Genomic DNA, 24687 nt, shown 5'->3' on the forward strand with positions numbered 1-24687 from the left:
GTGGCCAACGTCGAACAGCTTCAGCATCGCAAGGGTCCTTCCCTCGCCGTCCAGGGTGCCATGCTGCTGGTGGTGACGGCCGCCGCCATCGGCATGGGCTGGATGTCGGGCGGCTATCTCAAGGGTGTCGGCGCACCGTCATCGGTGCCGGCTGCGGAGAATGAGGGCAAGACGGCCGAGCCCGCCGCCACGCATGAAGCTGGCACGGGATCGACCCTCGTTGCACTGGCGCCGATCACCACCAACATCGCCTCGCCCGCGGAAACCTGGCTCAGGATGGAAGTGTCGGTGGTCTATGACGCGCCGCAGCCGCCGGCCATGTCGGAGGACATCCATCAGGATCTTCTGGCCTTCGTCCGCACCTTGAAGATGCACCAGATCGAAGGCGCCAGCGGCTACCAGCACCTGAAGGCAGATCTCGACGAACGCGCGTCGATCCGCAGTCAGGGACACGCCAAGCAAGTACTCATCAGGACATTTCTGCTCGAATGAGAAAATTCCTTCTCGCCGCGGCGCTGATTGGCGCCACCACATCGATCGCAGCGGCCCAGCAGCTGGACCTTGGCGGCATCGGCAAGGCCGACGGCGCCACCGTCGGCTACATCATCCAGATGTTCGGCCTGCTGACCGTGCTGTCGGTGGCGCCGGGCCTGCTGATCATGGTGACCAGCTTCACCCGTTTTGTCATCGCCTTCTCGATCCTGCGCGCCGGCATCGGCCTGCAATCGACACCCGCAAACCTTATCCTAATCTCGCTATCGCTGTTCATGACCTTCTATGTCATGGCGCCGACCTTCGACCAGGCATGGAACACCGGCGTCAAGCCGCTGATGGACAATCAGATCAGCCAGACCGAGGCCTTCGACAAGATCTCGGATCCGTTCCGCACCTTCATGCTGCACAATGTGCGCGACAAGGATTTCGACCTTTTCGCCGACCTCGCCCGCGAGCGCGGCCAGACCGTTTCGCGCGACACCGTCGACCTGCGCATCCTGGTGCCTGCCTTCATGATTTCCGAGATCCGGCGTGGCTTCGAGATCGGCTTCCTGATCGTGCTGCCGTTCCTGGTCATCGACCTGATCGTCGCCACCATCACCATGGCGATGGGCATGATGATGCTGCCGCCGACCGTGGTGTCGCTGCCGTTCAAGATCCTGTTCTTCGTGCTGATCGACGGCTGGAACCTGCTCGTCGGCAGTCTGGTGCGCTCGTTCAACTGATCGTCCGCACCGTAACGCCTCGGTAGAAGCACCGTCCGCCGAAGAGGCTGGACGGGGTGCACGGCATCGTCGAAATTTCCCAAATTATTTTCGGTTAACCTTCCGGTTTAGCCCTTTGGTAGGGACTTGCCGCCATATTCGCTCGCAGATGGCGGGTGATCGAAACAACGGTCATTGGCATGATGCCGCTCCGTCATACCGGGAAAGCCGGTATGTCAAAAAAACACCTGTAAAAACAAGGTACGAGTAGCATGGCCAGTATCATGACGAACGCCGCAGCGTTGACCGCGCTGCAGAGCTTGAACGCCACCCAGAAGAGCCTTGACACCACCCAGTCCCGCATCTCGACGGGTTATCGCGTCTCCCAGGCTTCGGACAACGCCGCCTACTGGTCGATCGCCACCACGATGCGCTCCGACAACCAGGCCATGTCCACCGTTTCGGATGCGCTCGGTCTCGGCGCTTCGAAAGTCGACACTGCCTACACCGGCATGAACAGCGCGATCTCCACCATCAACCAGATCCAGCAGAAGCTGACCGCATCTTACGGCCAGACGGATGCGTCGAAGGAAAAGACCCAGGTCGAAATCGCCGCTCTTCAGAAGCAGCTGAAGGCCTACGCCGACGGCGCCACCTTCTCCGGCACGAACATGCTTTCGGTGTCCACCGCTACCGGCACGGCTGCCGACGTCAAGGTCGTTTCGGCCTTCAACCGCAGCTCCACCGGCGCGGTGTCGATCTCGACGATCGACGTCAATGTCGAAAGCATCAAGCTGTATGATGCAGGCGCAACGCCGACCGCGAAGGGCATCCTCGACGCCGACCGCCTCGGCATCAGCGGTGTTGCTGCAACGGCCTCGGCCCCGACCCTCGGCGCTGCCGCGGCGGCCACCGACACCTATTCGGTCGCCTCGCTGAAAATCTTCTCGGGCACCACGGCCGCCAGCGACACTCAGATCCAGCAGATGATGACCGTCGTCGACGCCGCACTCAAGGATATGACGACCGCCGCCACCAAGCTCGGCGCCGCCAAGAGCTCCATCGACCTGCAGAAGACCTTCACCTCGAGCCTGATGGACTCCATCGACCGCGGTGTCGGCCAACTCGTCGACGCCGACATGAACAAGGAATCGACCCGCCTCCAGGCTCTGCAGGTCCAGCAGCAGCTCGGCGTCCAGGCGCTGTCGATCGCCAACGGTTCGTCGCAGTCGATCCTGTCGCTCTTCCGCGGCTGATCGCTCTCACCAACCACGAACAGGACTAGAATATCGGGCCGCGCCAAAAGCGCGGCCCGATTTGCGTTTGCGCCAGCCCCGCGCAACGCTCGTTCCTTAACTCTCGAAAGCAAGCCTTTAACAGGCCGTTAACCATAACGCGCTAGTCATGGTTAACCATTAGCTTACAACGGATTGGCGAATCGACGGCAATCCATGGGCGGGCCAGCGGCTCGCGAGGGCAATGCCGGTTTTGAGAAACCGGCTCGGAAAAAGGAGCGAGTTTCTTGGCGAGCATCATGACAAACGCTGCGGCGTTGACGGCACTTCAAAGCCTTAACGCCACCAACAAATCGCTCGAGCACACGCAGGCCCGGATATCGACGGGTTACAGGGTCTCCGAGGCCTCGGACAACGCCGCCTACTGGTCGATCGCCACGACGATGCGCTCCGACAACCAGGCGCTGTCGACCGTGCAGGATGCACTCGGTCTCGGCGCCTCGAAGGTTGACACCGCCTATACCGGCATGAACAATGCGCTTGATACGATCGGCAAGATCAAGACCAAGCTGCTCTCCACCATTGGTCAGACGGCTGCCGCCAAGGCAAAGACGCAGACCGAAATCACGGCGCTCCAGGCGCAGATGAAGTCCTTTGCGGATGCCGCCACCTTCTCGGGTTCGAATTTCCTGTCGGTGACATCCACGCAGGTCGCGGCCGCAAATGACGGTGTCCAGCCTGACGCCAAGATCGTCTCGTCGTTCAATCGCTCCTCATCGGGCGCGATCTCGCTCGGAACGATCGACATAGATGTCGAGAGCACCAAGCTGTTCGATTCCGGTTTGGCGACCGATGTCAAAAACCAGGGCACGCTCGATCGCCAGACCTCCGTCTATGCCACCGCGGCCGCCCAGAGCCTGTACGACAACGCTTATGCGACCGCGCTCGCCGGCGGCGCCACCGATATTGCCGCCAACACGGCCGGCCAAACCGCGGCTGGCGCGGTCGTGGCCAGGATCGACAACGTTTCCGCCTACAATCTCGACATCACGGCGGCCGGCGTGACCGACGACATCATCACCCAGATGGTCGGCAAGATCGACAAGGTCATGAGCCAGCTGACCGACCAAGCCACCATCCTCGGCGCCGCCAAGAGCTCCATCGACCTACAGAAGACCTTCACGCAGAGCCTGATGGACTCCATCGACCGTGGCGTCGGCCAGCTCGTCGATGCCGACATGAACAAGGAATCGACTCGCCTGCAGGCGCTGCAGGTGCAGCAGCAGCTCGGCATCCAGTCGCTGTCGATCGCCAACAGCTCCTCGCAGTCGATCCTGTCGCTCTTCAAGAACGGCTAATCCAGCCGTAGCTGACGGACACCCCACCTCCAATTCACGGGCCGCGCGCAAGCGCGGCCCGATTTCATTTTCGCACAAGCTTCGAGGGCTAGTGTTCCGGCGGACAATCATGCTGGGAGTCGCTCTATCGTGCCGGAACAGATCCAGAGCATCATCTCGAATCTCCGCGGTTTTGGGGTGAAGCGCCTTGCCATCCTGGCGGGTATCGCCGTCCTGGTGATGGGCGTCATCGGCATCGCCTCGGTCTATCTCAACCGCCCTGCCTACGACACGCTCTATGTAGGGCTCGATCGTTCCGACGTGAACCAGATCGGCCTGGTGCTGGGCGAGGCAGGCATCGGTTTCGACGTCGGCTCCGACGGAACCTCCGTGCTGGTGCCGGCCGGCACCACCGCGCAGGCGCGCATGCTGCTCGCCGAAAAGGGCCTGCCCACCAGTGCCAATGCCGGCTACGAACTGTTCGACAATGTCGGCGCGATGGGCCTCACCTCCTTCATGCAGCAGATCACCCGCGTGCGTGCGCTCGAAGGCGAGATCGCCCGCACCATCCAGTCCATCGCAGGCATCAAGGCGGCGCGCGTCCACATCGTCATGTCCGAACGCGCCAACTTCCGCCGCGACGAACAACAGCCTTCCGCATCGGTCGTCATCCGCTATTCCGGCATCGACGCCGAGAAAAGCGCCATGTCGATCCGCCATCTCGTCGCCGCCGCCGTGCCGGGCCTGTCGGCCGACAAGGTGACGGTGCTTGATTCCAACGGCAATTTGCTGGCCGCGGGCGATGATCCCTCCAACACCAGTGCTGCCCGCACGCTCGGCGTCGAGCAGACGGTGGAGGCACAGATCGGCGACAACATCCGCCGCGCGCTCACCCCTTATCTCGGCCCGGACAATTTCCGCGCCAGCGTCAAGGCCGAGATCAACACCGACACCCGCCAGACCGAAGAAACCATTTTCGACCCGAATTCCCGCGTCGAACGCTCTGTGCAGTCGGTGCGGGCCAACGAAAACAGCAACCAGAAGCAGGCTTCGACCCCGGCCAGCGTCGAGCAGAACCTGCCGGAGACCCAGGCGACCAGCACCGAGGGTCCGCAGACCTCTTCGGCGAACGACCGCAAGGAGGAGATCACCAATTACGAGATCAACTCCAAGAAGATCGCCACCGTCTCCAATGGCTACACCGTCACCAAGATGTCGATCGCCGTCGTCGTCAACCAGGACCGGCTGAAGACGATCCTGGGCAAGGAAGCGACCCCCGAACAGATCGCCAAGCGCGTCGCCGAGATCCAGAAGATGGTGAGCTCTGCCACCGGTTTCGACGACAAGCGCGGCGACGTCATTGACGTCTCGGCGGTCGAATTCATCGACGGACTGGATGGCGAGGCGGTTCCGCAAGCTGGAATGCTCGATTCCATCGGCCAGCACGCCGGCACGCTGATCAATGCCGGCGCCTTTATCGTCGTGGTGTTCCTGGTCGCCTTCTTCGGCCTGCGGCCGATGGCGGCCGCGCTGACGGCAAAGGCGACGCCCGCCATCTCCGGCCCCAACTTCGATGAGGTCCAGCGCTCGTTGCCGACACCGGAGGCAGCCGCTTCCGCCAATGCCGCCGTCGGCGCCTTGCCCGGTGCAAGGCCCGGCGCCACCCCGCTCGACGATCTTCGCCAGAAAATCAGGCCCGCGCCGCAGGAGCGGCTTGCCCGCATGGTCGACATCAACGAGGAACGCACCGCGCAGATCCTGCGCAAATGGGCGGCCCAGGAAGTCGCGGCCTAGACCATGCCCTCCGCAACCCTTTTCGATCTCCTCCCTGATTTCGGTACGCGCGCGCAGCGTGTCAGCCCGCCTCAGGCCACGGCCGACCCTCGGCGGGCCCCTGAACCGGCGGCATCCCAGGCCGATATCGGCATCCTGATCGCCGAGGCGGTTGCCCAGGCGGAGGCCACACTCACGGAACGCTTCTCGGCCGCCCATGAAGCCGCGCTGGAAGCGGAGCGCCAGGCCAATGCCGAGGAAGCGAGGATCTTTCTGGAAAGCTTCGGCGGCGATGTCGGCAACGCCGTGTCGTCGCGCATCGACGCCATGGAGGCGCGTGTCACCGATCTCGTCGCCGCCACGGTCGCCCGCATCATTGGCGGCGTGGTCAGCGACGACGTGCAGAAGCGTTCGCTTGAAGCGCTGGCCGGCGCGGTTCGTGAAGCTGTCGGCGACAGCGAAGCAGTGCGTATCGCCGTGCGCGGGCCGCTCTCGCTGTTCGAAACACTGAAGGCATCGCTCGGGCCGCGCACTGCCAATCTCGACTTCACCGAGGCGCCCGGCTTCGACTTGACCGTCAACATCGACGAAGCGGTGTTCGAGACCCGCATGGCCGAGTGGTCGGAAACTCTGTCCGAGGTTCTGTCGTGAGCGTCGCTGAAGCCGATCACGGCAGGCACGAGATCATCATCGTGCGGCATGCCCATGGCGACCACGACGAAGGTCACCACGGCGGCGTCTGGAAGATCGCCTTCGCCGACTTCATGACGGCGATGATGTGTTTCTTCCTGGTCATGTGGCTGATCAACGCCGCCAACGAACAGACCAAGGCGGCTGTCGCCAGCTATTTCAACCCCGTCAAGCTGGTCGACCGCAACTCAAGCCGCAAGGGCCTGGAAGACCTTGGTGACGGTCCGAATGCGATCGGCGCGACCGCCGAAAGCCCGCAACAGGCGACAGGCAAGAGCGGGCAGGACGGCACCGGTGGCGCAGGCACATCCGAACGCAAACAGGACAAGCAGGAACAACAGCAGTCCGAGAGGTCCGACGAGCATCTCTTCGCCGACCCTTACGCGGTGCTCTCGGAGATCGCCACCGACACCGGCGTCATGCAGAACGTCAGCCAGAAGGGCGACGGCGGCGCGCAAAGTGCCGGCCCGGCGACCGGCGCCTCCGGTGGCGCATCCTATCGCGATCCCTTCGAGCCGGATTTCTGGTCGCAGCAGGTCGCGGCACCGGGCGCCGAGGCGAGTGCCCAGCGCCCCAGGATCGAAGGCGACCCGGTCAAGCCCGGCGACAAGGCCGCCGAGACACAGGTCGCCAAAATCAAGGCCGTGCCGCCGGCACCGCCTCTCAAGGACGCGCCCCTCGAGCCCTTGGCCAAGGATGCGGCCGCGACGATGGCCAAGGCCAACGATATCAAGGCCGGCGATATCAAAGCCGGCGATACCAAGGCCAGCAATGCAGAGGCCGGACAAGGCAACGCCGCGGAAGCGGCCAAGGCGGACGCTACCCCTGCCAGCCGAGAAGCCGCGAAGCCCGAAGCCGCGGAAAAGGCACCGACCGCCGCCGCGCTGAAGGCGGCGGCCGATGTCAAGCGGCAGCTGGCCGATGCCTTCAAGCCCGGCGACAAGCTGCACGACGGCGTCTCGGTCGAAGCCACGGACAAGGGCGTCGTCATCTCCATAACCGATCAGCTCGACTTCGGCATGTTCGAAGTCGGCTCGGCCTTGCCGAGCCGCGAACTGGTGTTGGCGATGGAAAAGATCGGCCGCATCGTCAACAGCCAGAAGGGCACCATCAGCATCAACGGCCACACCGATGCACGCCCCTTCCGCAGCGACAGCTACGACAACTGGCGGCTGTCGACGGCACGCGCCCATTCCGCCTACTACATGCTCGTGCGCGGCGGCGTCGACGAACGCCGCATCACCGAAGTCGCAGGCTTCGCCGACCGCCAACCGAAGGATCCGGCCGATCCCATGGCGGCGGTCAACCGTCGCATCGAGATATTGATGGCGGCCGGCGGATGAGACGGGTGGCCGTCACCAGCCGCATTATGGGCCTGCTGCTGCTGGCTGCCGGACATCCATCGTCCGGCTTCGCCCAGGATGCGCTGCAGCCCTATCAGCTGGTGCGCTCGCTGCAGCTCATCCAGGACCGCATCGCCGCCGGCGATCACGCCGCCATGCCGATGCAGGCCAAGCTGCTCGAGATGACCGATGCGCGTCTGCGCGAGGCGGATGCGCAGGATTTCCAGGAACCAAAGAATTTTCGCGCGCTCCTGGTCTATGGCATGAGCGGCGGCAATCCGGTGACTGTCGAGGCAGCCGTGTCGCGTGCCGCCGCCGATCCGGGTGACCTGGCCATCGCCAAGGGCGTGATCGACTATCTGAATGGCCGGCCCGGCGACGCGATCAAAGCCCTCGGGCCGATCGATCCGATGGCGCTGCCCGGCGATCTCGGCGCATTCCTGGCCCTGGTCAAGGGGTCGCTTCTCGCTGGCGACGAGCCGGCGGCGGCACTCAAATTGCTCGATGAGGCCAAACTGCTCAGCCCCGGCACACTGGTCGAGGAAGCGGCCTTGCGACGCTCGGTCGGCATTGCCGTGGCGCAAGGCGACGCGGCGCGTTTCGCGCTTGCCTCCACGCAGTATGTCGAGCGCTACCTCTATTCGCCCTATGCCAGCCAGTTCGCGGATTCCTTCGTCTCCGGGGTCATCGCGCTGCACATGTCGATCAGCCAGGACAAGCTGGCCGACATCACCTCGATGATGGATCCCGAGCGCGAGAAGGTGATCTATCTGCGCATCGCCCGCCGTGCCGCGATCGATGGCCTGAACGAGTTGTCGGCCTTCGCCTCGACGCGCGCCGAACAGGGCCGCGACGGCAACACCAATCAGGACGATCCGCGCGCCCTGCTTTATTCCAGCCTGTCCACCGTGACCTCGGACACCATCGAGGATGTGCGCGCCAAGCTCGGCAAGATCGACCGCAGCAAGCTGTCGGATGGTGACCGCGACCTGCTCGACGCCGCACAGACCATCGCCGGTGAAGTGGTGGCGCCACCCGCTTCTCTTCCAGCCGCAAGTCCGGCGCCCGCGGCAGCTGCACCGAAGCAACCCGAAGTTACCGCCGCGCAGGCCGCCGACTCCGCCGGGTTGCCACCCGTCGAAGGCGCTGCCTCCGAACAGCCCGCGGTTGCGCCAGCCGATGGCGTCGCGACCGTTGCGCCGAGCGCGCCGGTTCCTTCGGCCGAAACCGCAGCCGTCCTCCCGGCCTCGGCGCCCGCAGCCTCGGCCAGCCCTGACAAGACCGACCCGACCGACGCCGCCATGGTGAAAACCCGTCGACAGCTCGACCTGATCGACCAAATGCTTGGAGCCGCCCCGAAATGACACCCAGCCTCGGCCCAGGCCTGCCAGGATTTACCGCCGCGCGCACCACGGCGGACCAGCCGGCCGTGCCGGGAAAGAAGGATGATGACGGTTTCGGCAAGATGGTGCACGTTGGCGCGAACCCGGCCCGCCCGGAAAAGCAGCCGCCGACCGAGGCCGGGTCGCGCGATCCGCGCTGGAGCAAGCTCGCCGCTGGCCTTGCGGCGCAGACGGGCGAGGACAAGCCGATGCTGGACGGCAAAGCGCGGGCCGCACGGGCCGCACCGACCGGATTGACGGCGGCGAAATCCACGAAGGACGGCAAGGATGCCCGGGCTGCCAAGGACACCGACACTGAAACACCAGTGTCCGACGCCGGCGCAACGCCGCTTGACGATCATCTGCCGCTTCTGATGGCGTTTCATGACCTGCGCCATTTCTCGACATCGACCAAGTCGGCCGACGTCGGCGAAACCGGCCAGGACGCCGCTGTCGAGGGGCAGGATCTCCCCAAGGGCTACCGGCCGAAGTCAGCCGCCGGCAGTGGCGACGTCGAACCTATGTCGAAGCCTGAGCGGGCGTCGCTCGTGGACGGGCTGTTGACGAAACTTGACGACCCGTCCGCGCGCGACGCCGCCGCTGGCGCGCCACGGCGCGACAATGCGATCGCCGCCGGCCCTTTGCCGGAGACGACCCCGGCCGACGTACCCGGCGTGGATCCGAAACAGGCGGCGCCACAGCTGAAGTCCACCGCCGACGTTCAGTCTTCGTTGCGTTCCGAACCAGGAAAACGGCTCTCGACGGCCGGGCGCATCGACGTGGTTTCCGAGCGCAGCTTCCCTGCCCCGCCGCAGGCGCCGATGAGCCAGGCAGCGCTCAGCGTGATCGGCGCCATAACCGCCGATGGCGGCCCGCAGCAGGTGCATTCGACGGCTTCCGCGGCCACCCAACTGGCCAGCCCTGTTGCCGTTCCGACACATGTGTTGAAGATCGAACTCCACCCGGCCGAACTGGGCATGGTCACGGCACACCTTCGTCTCTCCGGAGAACAACTCTCGATTGAACTGAAGCCCGAAACACACGACGCCTACCGTCGGCTTTCCAGCGATAGCGAGGCGATCGTCAAGTCGCTACGCGGGCTGGGCTTCGAGGTTGATAAGATCACCATCATGCAACCGTCGGTGGCCGTTGCGGCTACAACCCGGGCGGATGCAACCGCGTCGATGACCGCGGTGGCTGGCCGCGACCAGTCGTCCTTTCAGCCCGGAAATTCCAGCGGCGGCAATGGTGGAGCCGGCGGCCAGCAACCGGGCCAGCAATCCGCAAGGGGTAACCACGATGACGCGCAAGCACACGGCCGCGCCGTTTCGCCTTCTCGCGAGCGCGCTGGCGGCGATATCTTTATCTAGCCTTGCGGGCGGCGCCGCTGCCGCCACCAATCCCTGCGAGCCCGAGATCCTGCGTGCCGCCGACCGCTACGGCATACCCGCCGGCATCCTCTACGCGGTTGGCCTGACAGAGACCGGCAAGAAAGGCAGCCTTCAGCCTAACGCTTTGAACATAGAAGGAAAAGCAGTCTTCCCGAAAAGCCGAACCGAGGCACTTGCCACCTTCGCCAACGCCCGCCGCGAGGGCAAGACGCTGATCGATCTCGGCTGCATGCAGATCAATCATCACTACCACGCCTCGCATTTCCGCAGCGTCGACGACATGCTCGACCCCCGCCAGAATGTCGACTACGCGGCACGTTTCCTGGCCGGTCTCCATGCCCGCCACGAGACCTGGTCGATGGCCGTCGCGCGCTATCATGCCGGTCCCGACAACGATCCGGCGCAGAAGGTCTATGTCTGCCGGGTCATCGCCAACATGGTTGCCACCGGTTTTGGCAAATGGACAACCAACGCCCGGTCCTTCTGCAACCCATAGGCGTATTTTCAGCCTCCTATATGCTAGCCGCACTGCACCGTGGCTCGATTTTGACCTGGCCCCTCAAGCATATCTGGCTGCACGCTAATGCAACCGGCACGATTCCAGACTCCCAAGAAACTAGTTACAAGAAATGACCGTGTTCAGGATTCCCGCCACCGGTTACGCCTCTTTCCACGGGGCAAATGTGCTGATTCGGAGGCGGGGCCGATGATCGTTATCGTTGACGAGCGAGAGCTCGTAACAGAGGGATACAATTCACTTTTCGACCGCGAGGGGGTCGCCTGCGCGGGTTTCGCACCCGGCGAGTTTGGCGAGTGGGTGAACTCGGCCGCCGACGCCGATCTGCGCTCGGTCCGCGCCTTCCTTATCGGCGACTGCCGCGAAGGCTCGATCTCTCCACGCCATATCCGCGACCGCACCGGAGCTCCTGTCATTGCTCTCAGCGAACAGCATTCGCTGGAAAACACGCTGCGGTTGTTCGAGAGCGGCGTTGACGACGTCGTCCGCAAGCCCGTCCACATCAGAGAGATCCTGGCCCGCATCACCGCCATTCGCCGCCGCGCCCAGGAGGACGTCGCCTACACCGAGATCGGCGCCATGCGCATCTTCATGGACGGCCGCGATCCCGAGATCGACGGCCAGCCGCTGCCCTTGCCGCGCCGTGAACGCCGCATCCTCGAATATCTGGCGAGCAACCGCGGCCGCCGTGTCACCAAGACCCAGGTGTTCAACGCCATCTACGGCATCTTCGACGAAGAGGTCGAGGAGAACGTGGTCGAAAGCCACATCAGCAAACTGCGTAAGAAGCTGCGCGAGAAGCTGGGCACCGACCCGATCGATTCCAAACGCTTCCTCGGCTACCGGCTGGTGTTCTGATGCCGTATCGCGCCAGCTTCGCGCAAGACAAGGCGCGTAGCCTCGCCGCCAGTGGCATGGATATTGCGGAGACATCTCGATGAGCCTCTACGGAATGATGCGGACCGGCGTTTCCGGCATGAACGCACAGGCCAACCGCCTGTCGACGACAGCCGACAACATCGCCAATTCCGATACCACCGGTTACAAGCGATCCTCCGCCGAATTTTCGACGCTGATCATGCCGTCGACGGGTGGCGCCTACAATTCCGGCGGCGTCACCACGACGATCCGGCAGGCGGTCAGCGATCCGGGCGTGCTCCAATACACCACCTCCGTCTCCGACCTTGCCGTCAGCGGCGATGGCTTCTTTGTCGTCCAGGATCCCAGCGGTACGCCCTATCTGACCCGCGCCGGCGCCTTCGTTCCCGACGCGCAGGGCCGCCTGGTCAACGCGGCCGGCTTCCAGCTGATGGCCTACAGCTACGCCAACGGCACGCCGGCTGCGACAGTGAACGGCTTCGAAGGTCTGGAGCCGGTTGTCATCTCCGACCAGGGGTTGACCGCGACTCCGAGCACCGCGGGTAGCTTCAGCGGCAATCTGCCTGCAGGCGCGACAGCGGTCGCCACTGCCAACCTGCCCGGCGCCAACGCGGCCACCGCACAGTACACCTCGAAATCGTCGATGGTCGCCTATGACAACCTCGGCAACAAGAAGCTGCTCGACGTCTATTTCACCAACACGGGTACCGGCACCTGGCAGGTGGCGGTTTTCGATCAGTCGAAGGCGACGGCCGGAACATCGTTCCCCTACACCGGCGGCGCACTCGGCACGGCCAACCTGACCTTCGATACCACGACCGGCAAACTCACCGGCACGCCCACCAGCGTTTCATTCACCGTGCCGGGCGGTGCGAGCCTCAATCTCGATTTGTCGACGCTGACCCAACTCGGGACCGGCTTCACCGTTTCCGACGCCCAGGTCAACGGCAACGCGCCGAGCACCATCGACAAGGTCCAGATCAGCAAGGACGGCACCATCTACGCCCAGTACAAGGACGGCACCTCCAAGCCGCTCTACAAGATACCGCTTGCCGACGTTCAGAGCCCGGACCAGCTCAAGGCTCTTCCCGGCAACGTCTATGCCCAGGGCACTGATTCCGGCGCGGTCCGTGTCGGCTTCGCCAACGAAGGCAAAGCCGGTTCCATCATCTCCGGCGCGCTCGAAAACTCCAATGTCGATATCGCCGAGGAACTCACCGACATGATCGCAGCGCAGCGCAGCTACACCGCCAATTCGAAAGTCTTCCAGACCGGTTCCGACCTGATGGACGTCCTTGTCAACCTGAAGAGATAAACCGGGCGTCGCCCGTGAAAGACCAGCATGTCGCTATCCTCCGCATTGAGTATCGCCCAATCGGCGCTTATGAATACCGCGCGGCAGACCAGCGTTGTCTCGCGCAACATCGCCGACGCTTCCAATCCGGATTACACGCGCCGCATCTCCGTCATCACCAGCACGGCGCCCGGCGCTCGTTTCGTTGACGTCCAGCGTGCGGCCAACGACCTGCTGTTCCGCCAGAACCTTGGTGCCCTGTCGGCGTACAGCGGTCAGAACGCGCTCTACAGCGGCATGGATCAGCTGGATGTTTCGGTCAACGGTGTCGACAACGCGTCATCGCCCTCGACGGCGATCGCCAATCTGCAGCAGGCGCTGCAGCTCTACGCCACATCGCCGTCCAATCAGAATCTCGGCTCGAGCGTCATCGATGCGGCCAAGCAGGTCGTGCGCTCCCTGAACGAAGGCTCCAAGGCCATTCAGGATTTTCGAACCCAGACGGACGGCCAGATCGACACGGCGGTCAAGGACCTTAACTCGCTGCTTGGCCAGTTCGAGGACGCCAACCAGGCAGTCATGTCCGGAACCCGTTCCGGCACCGATGTTTCCGACGCTCTCGACCAGCGCGACGCGCTGCTGAAGAAGATCTCGAACTATGTTCCGATCTCGACCTTCACGCGCGGCGACAACGACATGGTCATCACCACGGGCGACGGCACGACGCTGTTCGAGACGATACCGCGCACGGTGAGCTTCACGCCGGCGGCCGGCTATGCCGCCGGGACCGCCGGCAACACCGTCTATATCGACAACGTGCCGATTTCGGCGGGAACCGGTGGCAACACAACCGCCAGCGGCACGCTTGCCGGTCTGCTGCAATTGCGCGACGGCGTCGCCTCGACCATGCAGAGCCAGCTCGACGAAACCGCGCGCGGCTTGATCACCGCCTTTGCCGAGACCGCACCGTCGATGCCCAACGCCGCCGGCCTGTTCACCTGGTCTGGCGCGCCGGCCGTCCCGGCCGCGGGCACGCTCGTCAACGGCCTTGCCGGCACGATCGGCATCAATGCCGCGATGGATCCAAGCGTCGGCGGCAACCCGACATTGCTGCGCGATGGCGGCGCCAACGGTGTGGCCTATGTCGCGAACACCACGGGCGGCGCCTCCTATTCCAACCTCCTGATCGCTTATGGCGACCGACTCGACAAGCCGATGACGTTCGATTCCGCGGCGGGTATTTCGGCAACGTCCAGCGTTTCCGACTACGCCGCCAATTCGATCGGCTGGCTCCAAAGCGTGCGCCAGCAGGCTTCGACCGCCGCCGACGCCAAGGAGGCATTGGCACAGCGCAGCGCCGACGCGCTGTCCAACGCGACCGGAGTCAATATCGACCAGGAAATGTCGCTGATGCTCGATCTCGAACACACTTACCAGGCATCGGCCCGGATGATGAAGACAGTCGACGACATGATGACGGCGCTGTTGAGCGCGGTGGGATAAAGCCATGACTTCCGTCTCTTCTGCTGCCCTTTCGAACGCCGCGCGCTATCAGCAGATGCGCATGCAGGCCGATCTTGTCAAAGCCACGAAAGAGTCCTCGACCGGCAGGATCGCCGATGTTGGACTTGCGCTGGGTGGACGCACCGCCCAGTCCGTCACCTTTTCGCGCGATCTCGACCGGCTCAACGTCATTGTCGATTCGAACGGACTGGTCGCGGCCCGGCTTTCATCGACCCAGACCTCGCTCGGCCAGCTCTCAAGCGTCGCGCAGACCTTCCTGTCCAGCCTGACCACGGCATCGTCGGGCGACAACTCCGACAGCCTGACCCGGTCGACCGGCCAGACGACGATCCAGCAGCTTGCCTCGATCCTCAACACCAGCGTCAACGGCGAATACCTGTTTGCTGGCACCAACACCGACGTCAAGCCGATCAACGATTTCACCGCGCCCGGCTCACCCGCCAAAGCCGCCTTCGACGCCTCTTTCGTCGCCAATTTCGGCTTCCCGCCCAATGACCCGCTCGCCGCCAACATCACCGCCGCCCAGATGGACGACTTCATCACCAACGACGTCGAGCCGCAGTTCCTCGGCTCTGGTTGGCAGGCCAACATGTCGAATGCCACCGACCAGCAGATCGTCAGCCGCATCGCGCTCAACGAAACCACCGAGACCTCGACCGGCGCCAACAGCGATGGCATCAAGAAACTTGCCATGGCCGCTGCCATGGTCAGCAGCCTGATGTCCACCAACATCAGCCAGGCTGCGAAAGATACGATCGTTAGCCGCTCGCAGATCTTGGTCGGCGAGGCGCTGAGCGGCATCGCCCAGGTCCAGTCGGAAACCGGCATCGTCCAGAAGCGTGTCTCGGACGCCAGCGACCGCATGAAGACGCAGGTCGACCTGTTCGAACGGCACATTCTCGATCTCGAAGCCGTCGACCCGGCGGAAGCCGCGACCCGCGTCGCCGATCTGACGCAGCATATCGAGACGTCCTTTGCTCTGACAGCGCGCCTGCAGCAGCTCAGCCTGTTGAATTACCTGACCTGACAACTCCAGCGGAACGGTAGAGCCAACGATGTACCAATTCTCCTACGCCGACGTTCAAAGCACCTCCGTCTCGGACGCCAAGGACCGTGAGCGTGAGCTTTTGACCCGCTCGATCGACATGCTGTCGGCGGCGGCCGCCGCCGGCCAGGATTCGAAGGAGGCGGTGGAGGCACTGCATTTCACCAACCGTGTCTGGACGACCTTCGTCGAGGATCTCGGCTCCAGCGACAATGCGCTTCCCAAGGAATTGCGCGCCAACCTGATTTCCATCGGTCTGTGGCTGCTGCGCGAGGCGGAGGATATTCGCCAGGGTCGCACCGACAATTTCGAAGGGCTGATCGAAGTGTCCCAGATCATCCGCGACGGCATTCAATGACCAACACGCTGAAGATCTCGTTGAAGCCGAACGAGAAGATCTACATCAACGGCGCCGTCATCCGCGTCGACCGCAAGGTTACCGTCGAACTGATGAACGATGTGCAGTTTCTGCTCGAGAGCCATGTGATCCAGGCCGAAGAGGCCTCGACACCGCTCAGGCAGCTGTACTTCATCCTGCAGGTCATGCTGATGAACCCCGCCGGCGCGGACGAAGCGCGCGAGATGTTCCGCCGCTCCCTGCCCCTATTCCTGGCCAGCTTCGAGGACGCCGAGATCTGTGGCACGCTGAAGCAGATCGACCGCATGGTCGGCGAGGACCATATCTACGAGGCATTGAAGGCGATCCGTTCGCTTTATACTCTCGAACGCCGCGCGCTTGGCGGCAATGACGATGTTCCGGGCGCGTCGCGCCCGCTTGCCGTGGGAGCACGCTACTAATGACCGTGGACATGACGACGACGATACCGGTCGGCTCCAATTCGACCACCACGTCGACCTCGAAGACAGCGGTCGACTACCAGTCCTTCCTGAAGCTTCTGATCGCCGAGATGAAGAACCAGGATCCGACCAAGCCGATGGATTCGACGCAATACGTCGCCCAGCTCGCCACCTTCTCGCAGGTCGAGCAGTCGGTTCAGACAAACACCAAGCTCGAGCAGATCATGCAGTCCTCGGCACTGTCGCAGGCCGACGCGATCATCGGCCGCACGATCACCTCGGCCGACGGCAAGACCACGGGAACGGTGGCTTCGGTGACGCTCGCCAGCAACGGACTTATCGCTGTGCTGCAGGATGGCACTCAGGTTCCCGTCGGCGCAGGCGTGTCGATCAAGCCGGCAAGCTAGGCCAACCGCCACATGAACGAGGCCGACGCACTCGACATCGTCCAGTATGCGGTGTGGACGGTGCTGACCGCGTCCGCTCCGGTCGTGCTGGTAGCCATGGCGGTCGGCATCGGCATCGCCCTCATCCAGGCGCTGACGCAAGTCCAGGAGATCACCTTGACCTTCGTCCCGAAGATCGTCGCCATCATGCTTGTGGTGGCGCTGACCGGCCCGTTTATCGGCGGCCAGATATCGGCCTTCACCAACGTCATCTTCGAGCGCATCCAGAACGGGTTCTGAGCCTGGAAGTATCCGTTTTAGGGACCCATTTTGCTGCGCTATGAGGAGGCGTTTGCGAGGGTCGGCATGGAGCTTTTCCTTCGCTTGCATGCCGGCGGCCAGACCGCGGGCCACCTACCGAGATGCTGCATGCCGCGATCAGGAGGCACGTTGTGATAAGGCATCCGGCAAGCCAGTGGAAGCGTGGCCCTTTGCTATCCCCTTGTTGGACCATGATCTTCCGCGCAAGACATTCGCCCTTTTCGGCGCGATGCCATAGTTTCGGCAAACCATCCGGGGAAACGATCAGCGCAAGGATCAGCACGCCGTGGCAGGAACCCATCCATGATCGACGAAAAACCGGAAAGCGAAGGCGTCTCGGCGCTGGCGCCCTTCCGGCATGGCATCTTCCGCGCCGTATGGGCCGCGAGTCTCGTCTCGAATTTCGGCGGCCTGATCCAGGGCGTCGGCGCGGCCTGGATGATGACCACGATCGCCACCTCGCCCTATCAGGTCGCGCTGGTCCAGGCCTCCACCACCTTGCCGATCATGCTGTTCGCGCTCGTCGCCGGCGCCATCGCAGACAGCTTCGACCGGCGCAAGGTGATGCTGGTCGCCCAGACCTTCATGCTGTTCGTCTCGGTGCTTCTGACCGTATTCACCTACTACAATTTGCTCACGCCCTGGACGCTGCTGGCCTTCACCTTCCTGATCGACAGCGGCACGGCGCTTAACAGCCCCTCCTGGCAGGCTTCCGTTGGCGACATGGTTCCGCGCAACAAGGTGCCTGCGGCTGTCGCGCTGAATTCCATGGGCTTCAACCTGACGCGCAGCGTCGGCCCGGCGATCGGCGGCATCATCGTCGCCGCCGCTGGTGCCGCGGCCGCCTTCGCGGCGAATGCGGTGAGCTATATCGGCCTCATCGTCGTGATGGCACGCTGGAAGCCCGATGTCCCGGTATCGACCTTGCCGCGCGAGTCGCTGGGCGCGGCCATGGGCGCCGGCCTGCGCTATGTCGCCATGTCGCCCAACATCGGCAAGGTGCTGGTCAGGGGCGCGGCCTTCGGCTTCAGCGCCGGCGCTGTCCTGGCGCTCCTGCCGCTGGTGGCGCGCGACGTCGTCAAGGGCGACGCCTTGACCTACGGCATCATGCTCGGCGCCTTCGGCATCGGCGCCGTCGGCGGCGCGCTGATCAGCGTGAGGCTGCGGCAATTGCTCTCCAGCGAGACGATGGTGCGCTGCGCCTTCGCCGGTTTCGCCGTCTGTGCCTTCAATGCGGCAATCAGCCAGCATGCCTGGCAGACATCGCTTGGCCTGCTGGTCGGCGGTGCCTGCTGGGTGATCGCGCTCTCGCATTTCAACGTCACCGTGCAGATGGCGACGCCGCGCTGGGTGGTCGGCCGGGTCTTGTCGGTTTACCAGACCGCGACCTTCGGCGGCATCGCGCTCGGCAGCTGGATCTGGGGCGTCGTCGCCGATGCGCATGGCGCCGAAACGGCGCTGATCGCGGCCGCCATCGCCATGCTGGCCGGCGGCGCCATCGGCCTCGTACTGCCGCTGCCGCAGCAGCAGGTGCTGAACCTCGATCCGCTCAACCGCTTCAAGGAGCCGCATCTGGCGCTCGACCTGAAGCCGCGCAGCGGCCCCATCGCCATCATGATCGAATATGTGATCCGGCACGAGGACGAGGCGGAATTCCTCGCCACCATGGCCGAACGCGGACGCATCCGCCGCCGCGACGGCGCCCGCAACTGGACGCTGGCGCGCGATCTCGAAAATCCCACGATATGGATCGAGCACTATCACACGCCGACCTGGCTCGAATATGTCAGGCACAATAGCCGCATCACCCATGCCGACGCCATGGTCGGCGAACGCCTGCGGGCGCTGCACAGCGGCGACGAGCCGCCGCGCGTGCGTCGTGTGATCGAGCGTCCGACGACCGCCGGCACGACGCTCGTGATGGCCAAGGGACCGATCGAGCACTGACGCCTAAGTTGCGCCCTAACCTTCGCCCGACAGATCCCGGCGTGCCTTTTCGAGTTCCTCGGCGTAGCGCCGCATCAAGTGGCCCTCGGTCAGCAGCCCGAGCACGATGTGATCGGTGAAGTCCTCGACAACGGCCAACTCCTCGGCGCCGGCGCGCTGGAACGTCTCGGCGGCGGCCTGCACGTTCATGCTGGGCACCAGGACGGCATCCTTGTACTGGGCAAGATCGCGCACCGGCACCTCGCCGCCGGCTTGATCGCTGTGCAGTTCGGCCACGATCAGCACGCCGACATACTCGTCACCCGGGTCAACGGCGATAACGCGCTGGGCCGAGCCGAGCGGGATGTCCCTGCGGAAGTCGGCCAGTGTCGTCGAGGCATCGATGGTTTTGATGTCCTTGCGCATCATCGAGCCGACGGTGAGGCTGCGCATCCAGCCGACATCGTGGGCGCTGCGGATCGTCTCGCCGCGCAGATGGAAGCGCCAGGTCGAGAACGAGTAACCGAAGGTCTCGCGCACCAGGATCGCCGCCATTATCGAGGCGGCCAGCACCACACCCGTGAGTGTCAGGTCGCGGGTCGATTCCAGCGCCAGGAAGGTCATCGTCAGCGGACCGCCGACGACACCGACGGCCAGCGATGTCATGCCGACGACGGCGGCCACGGAAGGGTCGATACCGGTCGCTGGCGAGACCAGCGCCATCACGCCGGCGAATGCCTTGCCAAGCAGCGCGCCGAGAAACAGCGAAGCGAAGAACAAGCCGCCGCGAAAACCGGAGCCGAGCGAGACGGCTGATGCCGCGAGCTTCAGCACGAAGACGCTGGCGACAACGGCCAGACCGTAATTCATGGCGAATTCGCGATGCAGCGCGCCATGGCCACTGGACAGGACCTGCGGCGTGATCAGCCCCAGCAGGCCGACAATGACGCCGCCGATGACGGGGCGCAGCGAGGCATCGATGGACAGCCTGTTGAAGCCGCGTTCGATCAGCGTCACCAGTTGCATGATGGCGATCGAGGCCGCACCCCCGAGCAGTCCAAGCAACAGGAACGGCACATACTGGCTGGGGGAGAGTGCCGGCAGGCCGGCAAGTTCCAGCGGAAACGGCACGCCGCCGAACATTTCCGCCGTCAGCGAAGCCGAGATCGCGGCGGTCATGACCGGCGCGACATTGGCGACCGAATAGATGCCGATGACCAGTTCGAAGCCGTAGAACGCCCCCGTCAGCGGCGCGTCGAAGGCGGCGGCGATGGCGCCGGCGGCACCGCAGCCGACCAGGATGCGGACATCGTTGCGGCGCAGCCTGAACATCCGCGCCAGCCGCGACGCCACACCGGAGCCGACCTGCGTATAGCCCGCCTCCAGGCCAACCGAAGCGCCGAAGCCGCTGGAGATCATCGTCTGGCCGACGATGATGAAGGTGTCGGTCAGCGACATGCGCCCGCCATAGAGCGCGTTGGCCTCGATCGGATCGACCGGCGTGCGGAATTTCCGCTTTCTCAGCCAGATCACGCTCAGTCCGAGCAGGATGCCGCCGATTGGCGGGATCAGCGCCTGCATCGGATTGGCGAGCGAGAACATGCCGGAAAGCCGGCCACCCGGTTGGACGCCAAACAACAGCCCGTGCATATCCTGCACGATCTGGCTCATCGCGGTGACCAATATGCCCGCCATGACGCCGATGATGCCGGCCAGGATGACCACCGCGATGCCGCGCGCCTCGAGCAGCGGGATCGACCTCAAAAGCACCGCGCGCAGCCGGCGGGCGTAGACTTGCGGTTGGTTTCTGGAAAGCACCGGGGCGGCTCGCCGATATCGGAAAAGGCAACGGAAAGCCGCTGATACGCCCGCCGACACCGCATGGCAACCACAATGGCGACATGGAAGGCGCCGTTGTGGCCAAGAGGCCGCTCATTGCGTGAAGCGCTCAGGTCGGCATCGACTCGCCAGCCTCATAGAGCAAGAGATTGCGCTCGCCGATGCCCAGCGCCGGCCAGCTCGAGCGCCACTCAGCGATATGCGGCGAACGGAAATGCGCATCGAGGGCATGTCTGTCGCGCCACACTTCGGTGATACGGATCAGCCCGGCATCGAGCACATCGCGTGCATAGGAATATTCGAGGCAGCCATCCTCGGCGCGGCTGCCCGAGATCATGCGCTCCATCGCAGCCTTTGCCTCCTCGAACTTGTCGGGCGGCAGGCGGATGGTGCCGATGATCAGGAGCATGGGTCTTCCTTTTTGCGAGACGTCGGAGCGAGCCACTCTCCCACCCTCGCGCAAGCTTGGCCAGTTACCCTCGCCGGGTTGTCGCATGCGCGGCAGCACATGGTTCGAGGACTTCAATGGCGATCAGCGAAAGCATCCAGCCCGGCGCGGTGGCCAAGAATGGCCGCGACATCTTCTTCGCGCTCGGCATCGTCGTCATCCTGGCCGTGCTGTTCCTGCCGATCCCGGCCTTTCTCATCGACATCGGCCTCGCCTTCTCGATCGCGCTTTCGGTGCTGATCCTGATGGTGGCGCTGTGGATCCAGCGGCCGCTCGATTTCTCCTCGTTTCCGACCGTGCTGCTCATCGCCACAATGCTCAGGCTGTCGCTCAACATCGCCACCACGCGCATGATCCTGTCGCACGGCAACGAGGGCACGCACGCCGCCGGCTACGTCATCGCCGGCTTCTCCAAGCTGGTGATGGCGAGCGACTTCGTCATCGGCCTGATCGTCTTCATGATCCTGATCGTGGTGAACTTCATCGTCATCACCAAGGGCGCCACCCGTATCGCCGAAGTCGGCGCCCGCTTCACGCTGGACGCCATCCCCGGCAAGCAGATGTCGATTGACGCCGACCTTTCCGCCGGCATGATCGACGACAAGACCGCGCAGTTGCGGCGACGCGAACTGGAGGAGGAGTCCTCCTTCTTCGGCTCGATGGACGGCGCCTCGAAATTCGTCCGAGGCGACGCCATCGCCGGCCTCATCATCACCGCCATCAACATCGTCGGCGGCATCGCCATCGGCTACATCAGGCACGGCATGGGCATGGGCCAGGCCGCCGACGTGTTCATCAAGCTGTCGGTCGGCGACGGCCTCGTCACCCAGATCCCGGCGCTCATCGTCTCGCTCGCCGCCGGCCTGCTCGTCTCCAAGGGCGGCACCCGCGGCTCGACCAACCAGGCCGTGTTCGGCCAGCTCGGCGCCCATCCGCGCGCCCTCTATGTCGCGGCGGCGCTGCTGGTGCTGCTCGGCCTGATGCCCGGCCTGCCGCTTTTCCCGTTCTTCGCGCTGGCCGGCGGCATGGCCGGCCTTGGCTACATCATCCCGATGCGCGCCAACCGCGTCCTCGCCGAGGCCGAGGCGCTGAAGGACAAGGAAAAGGCAAGCAAGGTCGAGGAGGAGAAGAACTCGGTCAAGGCCTCGCTCGCCACCGCCGAGATCGAGCTTCTCATCGGCAAGCAGCTTTCGACCCGTCTCCTGGTATCGCACCAGGAGCTGGTCTTCCGCATGTCCAAGATGCGCAAGAAATTCGCGCAGCAATACGGCTTCGTCGTGCCGGAAGTGCGCGTCGCCGACGATTTCGCCATTCCGCCGAAGAGCTACCAGATCAAGGTGCACGGCACCGTGGTCGCCGAATACCAGATGCGGGTCGGCGAGATCATGGTGCTGCTCGGCAATCGCGACGTGCCCGAGATACCGGGCGAGGAGATCCGCGAGCCGGCCTTCGGCATGCGCGCCTATTCCGTCATGGAAACCTTCGCCGAGGATTTGAAGCGCGAGAACTACACCTTCGCCGACAACATGTCGGTGCTGCTCACCCATCTCTCGGAAGTCATCCGCAACAACCTGCCGCAGCTTCTGTCCTACAAGGACATGAAAGCGCTGTTGGAGCGTCAGGACCAGGAATACCGCAAGCTCGCCGACGAGATCTGCACCACGCACATCTCCTATCCCGGCCTGCAAGCGGTGCTGAAGCTGCTTCTGGCCGAGCGCGTCTCGATCCGCAATTTGCATCTGATCATCGAGGCAATCGCCGAGATCGCGCCGCATGTGCGCCGCACCGAGCAGATTGTCGAACATGTCCGCATCCGCATGGCGCAACAGATCTGCGGCGACCTCTCCGAGGGCGGCGTGCTCAAGGTGCTGCGCCTCGGCAACCGCTGGGACCTCGCCTTCCACCAGAGCCTCAAGCGCGATGCCAAGGGCGAGGTGCGCGAGTTCGACATCGATCCGCGCCAGCTCGAGGAATTCGGCCAGGACGCCACCAAGGCGATCAAGAAATTCCTCGAAGCCGGCGAGCGCTTCGTCCTCGTCACCGCGCCCGACGCACGCCCCTATGTGCGCATGATCATCGAGCGCCTGTTCACCACGCTGCCGGTGCTCTCCCACGTCGAAATCGCCAAGGGCGTCGAGATCAGGGTGCTCGGGACCATATCGTGAGCGTTCTCTCGCAGAGCGTCGTCATCGCGGCGTTCCTCGCCTTCTGCCGCATCGGCGCCTGCTTCATGCTGATGCCGGGCCTGTCCAGCGCCCGCGTGCCGATCCAGGTCAGGCTGTTCGTGGCGGTCGCCGCCACCGGCGGCCTGCTCGCCTTCCTGTGGGACAAGATCTTTCCCTTCGTCGATGCGCGTCCGCAGATCCTGGTGCCGATGATCATCTCGGAACTTCTGGTCGGCGGGCTGATCGGCGCCATGACCAGGCTCTACATGGAAGCCCTGCGTTTCATGGGCTCGGCCATTGCCATGCTGATCGGCTATGGCGGCTCCGGCGGACCGGCGATCGAGGAGCCCGAGCCGCAGGCAGCCCTTGCCGCCATCATCTCGTTCTCGGCGCTGCTGATGCTGTTCGTCTTCGATTTCGACCACGAAATCATACGCGCGCTGGTGACGTCCTACACAGTCGCGCCGGTCAACATCTTCTTCAACCCGCAGGCAGCCCTCGTCGATGTCGCCGACACCGTGTCGGACACGTTCTTCCTGGTCATCCGCCTTGGCAGCCCCTTTGTCGCCTACGCCCTTCTCGTCAACCTGACGATCGGCTTCGTCAACAAGCTGACCCCGCAGATCCCGATCTACTTCATCTCGCAGCCCTTCGTCATCGCCGGCGGCATGATCATCTTCTATTTCGCCATCGGCACCATGCTGTCGCTGTTCGTCGATGGCTTCGTCGACCTGACGTTGGCGAGGTAGCGATGAGCACGCGCAAGGACCGCCTGCGGAAATTGGTCAAGGTGCAGGAACAGCTGAAGGCGCTGCACGAGACCCGCCACGCCACCTTCCTGGCCGCGGCAAACGCCGCCGAGGCCGAGGCCAGGGAATTGATCGGCCATTTCGACCAGGATAATTCCCTCTCCAGCCTGTTCCCCGATCTCTATCACCGCCGCATCGCTCAGGCCGTCGTGCGCCAGGAAGAAAGCCTGGAAAGCGCCAGGCAGGAGGCCGGCCTGATTGCCACGGCAAACGCGCGCACCAACATGGTCGAACGCGCCTACAAGGATGTGCGCAACCGCGACGAGCGCGAACGCTCCGACCGCGAACGGCTGGATTTGATCGCGCAGAAGCGAAGTGAGGAGTAGCCGAGGGAATTCTGTCTAAGACCTGCAAGCTGACGCTGGCAATGACCATGCTAGAGATTG

Annotated in this window: 24 protein-coding genes; 22 read left to right on the forward strand and 2 right to left on the reverse strand. The window is 64.0% G+C overall.

What is annotated here, in order from left to right; translation table 11 throughout:
* The 19 genes from X743_RS155525 to X743_RS155435 all read left to right on the forward strand — a co-directional run bounded on the left by X743_RS155525 (window position 1) and on the right by X743_RS155435 (window position 19061).
* A complete protein-coding gene (locus X743_RS155525) occupies window positions 1–492 on the forward strand; it encodes a flagellar basal body-associated FliL family protein (protein WP_023765747.1) in 492 nt (163 codons plus the stop codon).
* The gene (gene fliP, locus X743_RS155520; RefSeq protein WP_023765748.1) at window positions 489–1220 is read left to right on the forward strand and encodes a flagellar type III secretion system pore protein FliP; all 732 of its coding nucleotides are present in this window, start codon (window positions 489–491) and stop codon (window positions 1218–1220) included. The genes X743_RS155525 and fliP overlap by 4 nt, the downstream gene beginning before the upstream one ends.
* Before the next feature lie 251 nt (window positions 1221–1471).
* Entirely contained in the window at window positions 1472–2455 is a 984-nt protein-coding gene (locus X743_RS155515) for a flagellin (RefSeq protein WP_023765749.1), read from the forward strand.
* Between the two features lie 266 nt (window positions 2456–2721).
* On the forward strand, window positions 2722–3792 hold the full coding sequence (locus X743_RS155510) for a flagellin (RefSeq protein ID WP_023765750.1): 1071 nt from the start codon (window positions 2722–2724) through the stop codon (window positions 3790–3792).
* 129 nt (window positions 3793–3921) lie between these two features.
* Window positions 3922–5565, forward strand: a complete 1644-nt coding sequence (gene fliF / locus X743_RS155505; RefSeq protein ID WP_023765751.1) for a flagellar basal-body MS-ring/collar protein FliF — start codon at window positions 3922–3924, stop codon at window positions 5563–5565.
* A 3-nt stretch (window positions 5566–5568) separates the two neighbouring features.
* Window positions 5569–6195: a hypothetical protein gene (locus X743_RS155500; protein WP_023765752.1), complete on the forward strand. Its 627-nt coding sequence runs from the start codon at window positions 5569–5571 to the stop codon at window positions 6193–6195.
* The gene (locus X743_RS155495) at window positions 6192–7577 is read left to right on the forward strand and encodes a MotB family protein (RefSeq protein WP_023765753.1); all 1386 of its coding nucleotides are present in this window, start codon (window positions 6192–6194) and stop codon (window positions 7575–7577) included. The genes X743_RS155500 and X743_RS155495 overlap by 4 nt, the downstream gene beginning before the upstream one ends.
* The gene (locus tag X743_RS155490) at window positions 7574–8941 is read left to right on the forward strand and encodes a chemotaxis protein (protein ID WP_023765754.1); all 1368 of its coding nucleotides are present in this window, start codon (window positions 7574–7576) and stop codon (window positions 8939–8941) included. Before X743_RS155495 ends, X743_RS155490 begins: the two co-directional genes overlap by 4 nt.
* Complete coding sequence (locus X743_RS155485; protein WP_023765755.1) at window positions 8938–10329, forward strand: flagellar hook-length control protein FliK; 1392 nt, start codon at window positions 8938–8940, stop codon at window positions 10327–10329. The genes X743_RS155490 and X743_RS155485 overlap by 4 nt, the downstream gene beginning before the upstream one ends.
* Complete coding sequence (locus X743_RS155480; RefSeq protein WP_051508539.1) at window positions 10259–10846, forward strand: transglycosylase SLT domain-containing protein; 588 nt, start codon at window positions 10259–10261, stop codon at window positions 10844–10846. Before X743_RS155485 ends, X743_RS155480 begins: the two co-directional genes overlap by 71 nt.
* A 210-nt stretch (window positions 10847–11056) precedes the next feature.
* Window positions 11057–11725 carry a response regulator transcription factor gene (locus X743_RS155475; RefSeq protein ID WP_023765757.1) on the forward strand — a complete coding sequence of 223 codons (669 nt, stop codon included), beginning with the start codon at window positions 11057–11059 and terminating at the stop codon, window positions 11723–11725.
* Between the two features lie 79 nt (window positions 11726–11804).
* Window positions 11805–13061, forward strand: coding sequence for a flagellar hook protein FlgE (locus tag X743_RS155470; RefSeq protein WP_023765758.1), 1257 nt, complete (start codon window positions 11805–11807; stop codon window positions 13059–13061).
* A gap of 27 nt (window positions 13062–13088) precedes the next feature.
* Window positions 13089–14543: a flagellar hook-associated protein FlgK gene (flgK, locus tag X743_RS155465; RefSeq protein ID WP_023765759.1), complete on the forward strand. Its 1455-nt coding sequence runs from the start codon at window positions 13089–13091 to the stop codon at window positions 14541–14543.
* A 4-nt stretch (window positions 14544–14547) separates the two neighbouring features.
* On the forward strand, window positions 14548–15591 hold the full coding sequence (locus tag X743_RS155460; protein WP_023765760.1) for a flagellar hook-associated family protein: 1044 nt from the start codon (window positions 14548–14550) through the stop codon (window positions 15589–15591).
* A gap of 28 nt (window positions 15592–15619) precedes the next feature.
* A complete protein-coding gene (gene flaF, locus X743_RS155455; protein WP_023765761.1) occupies window positions 15620–15967 on the forward strand; it encodes a flagellar biosynthesis regulator FlaF in 348 nt (115 codons plus the stop codon).
* Complete coding sequence (gene flbT, locus X743_RS155450; protein ID WP_023765762.1) at window positions 15964–16407, forward strand: flagellar biosynthesis repressor FlbT; 444 nt, start codon at window positions 15964–15966, stop codon at window positions 16405–16407. The genes flaF and flbT overlap by 4 nt, the downstream gene beginning before the upstream one ends.
* Window positions 16408–16418: 11 nt before the next feature.
* Entirely contained in the window at window positions 16419–16814 is a 396-nt protein-coding gene (flgD, locus tag X743_RS155445; RefSeq protein ID WP_031250183.1) for a flagellar hook assembly protein FlgD, read from the forward strand.
* 12 nt (window positions 16815–16826) lie between these two features.
* Window positions 16827–17093: a flagellar biosynthesis protein FliQ gene (fliQ, locus tag X743_RS155440; RefSeq protein WP_013893193.1), complete on the forward strand. Its 267-nt coding sequence runs from the start codon at window positions 16827–16829 to the stop codon at window positions 17091–17093.
* Between the two features lie 324 nt (window positions 17094–17417).
* Complete coding sequence (locus X743_RS155435; protein ID WP_023765763.1) at window positions 17418–19061, forward strand: MFS transporter; 1644 nt, start codon at window positions 17418–17420, stop codon at window positions 19059–19061.
* Window positions 19062–19076: 15 nt separating this feature from the next.
* Here X743_RS155435 and X743_RS155430 read toward each other — a convergent pair whose 3' ends face one another.
* Complete coding sequence (locus tag X743_RS155430) at window positions 19077–20858, reverse strand: chloride channel protein (RefSeq protein WP_023765764.1); 1782 nt, start codon at window positions 20856–20858, stop codon at window positions 19077–19079.
* A 130-nt stretch (window positions 20859–20988) separates the two neighbouring features.
* Window positions 20989–21288: a putative quinol monooxygenase gene (locus X743_RS155425; protein WP_023765765.1), complete on the reverse strand. Its 300-nt coding sequence runs from the start codon at window positions 21286–21288 to the stop codon at window positions 20989–20991.
* A 116-nt stretch (window positions 21289–21404) separates the two neighbouring features.
* Here X743_RS155425 and flhA point away from each other — a divergent pair, with 116 nt between their 5' ends.
* Genes flhA through X743_RS155410 form a run of 3 tightly spaced genes read left to right on the forward strand, consistent with a single transcriptional unit; the run spans window position 21405 to window position 24627 of the window.
* Window positions 21405–23492 carry a flagellar biosynthesis protein FlhA gene (gene flhA / locus X743_RS155420; RefSeq protein WP_023765766.1) on the forward strand — a complete coding sequence of 696 codons (2088 nt, stop codon included), beginning with the start codon at window positions 21405–21407 and terminating at the stop codon, window positions 23490–23492.
* Window positions 23489–24241, forward strand: coding sequence for a flagellar biosynthetic protein FliR (gene fliR, locus X743_RS155415; protein ID WP_023765767.1), 753 nt, complete (start codon window positions 23489–23491; stop codon window positions 24239–24241). Before flhA ends, fliR begins: the two co-directional genes overlap by 4 nt.
* Before the next feature lie 2 nt (window positions 24242–24243).
* Complete coding sequence (locus X743_RS155410; RefSeq protein WP_023765768.1) at window positions 24244–24627, forward strand: hypothetical protein; 384 nt, start codon at window positions 24244–24246, stop codon at window positions 24625–24627.
* Window positions 24628–24687 lie beyond the last annotated feature (60 nt).

The sequence above is a fragment of the Mesorhizobium sp. LNHC232B00 genome (assembly GCF_000502435.1).
Taxonomy (GTDB): domain Bacteria; phylum Pseudomonadota; class Alphaproteobacteria; order Rhizobiales; family Rhizobiaceae; genus Mesorhizobium; species Mesorhizobium opportunistum.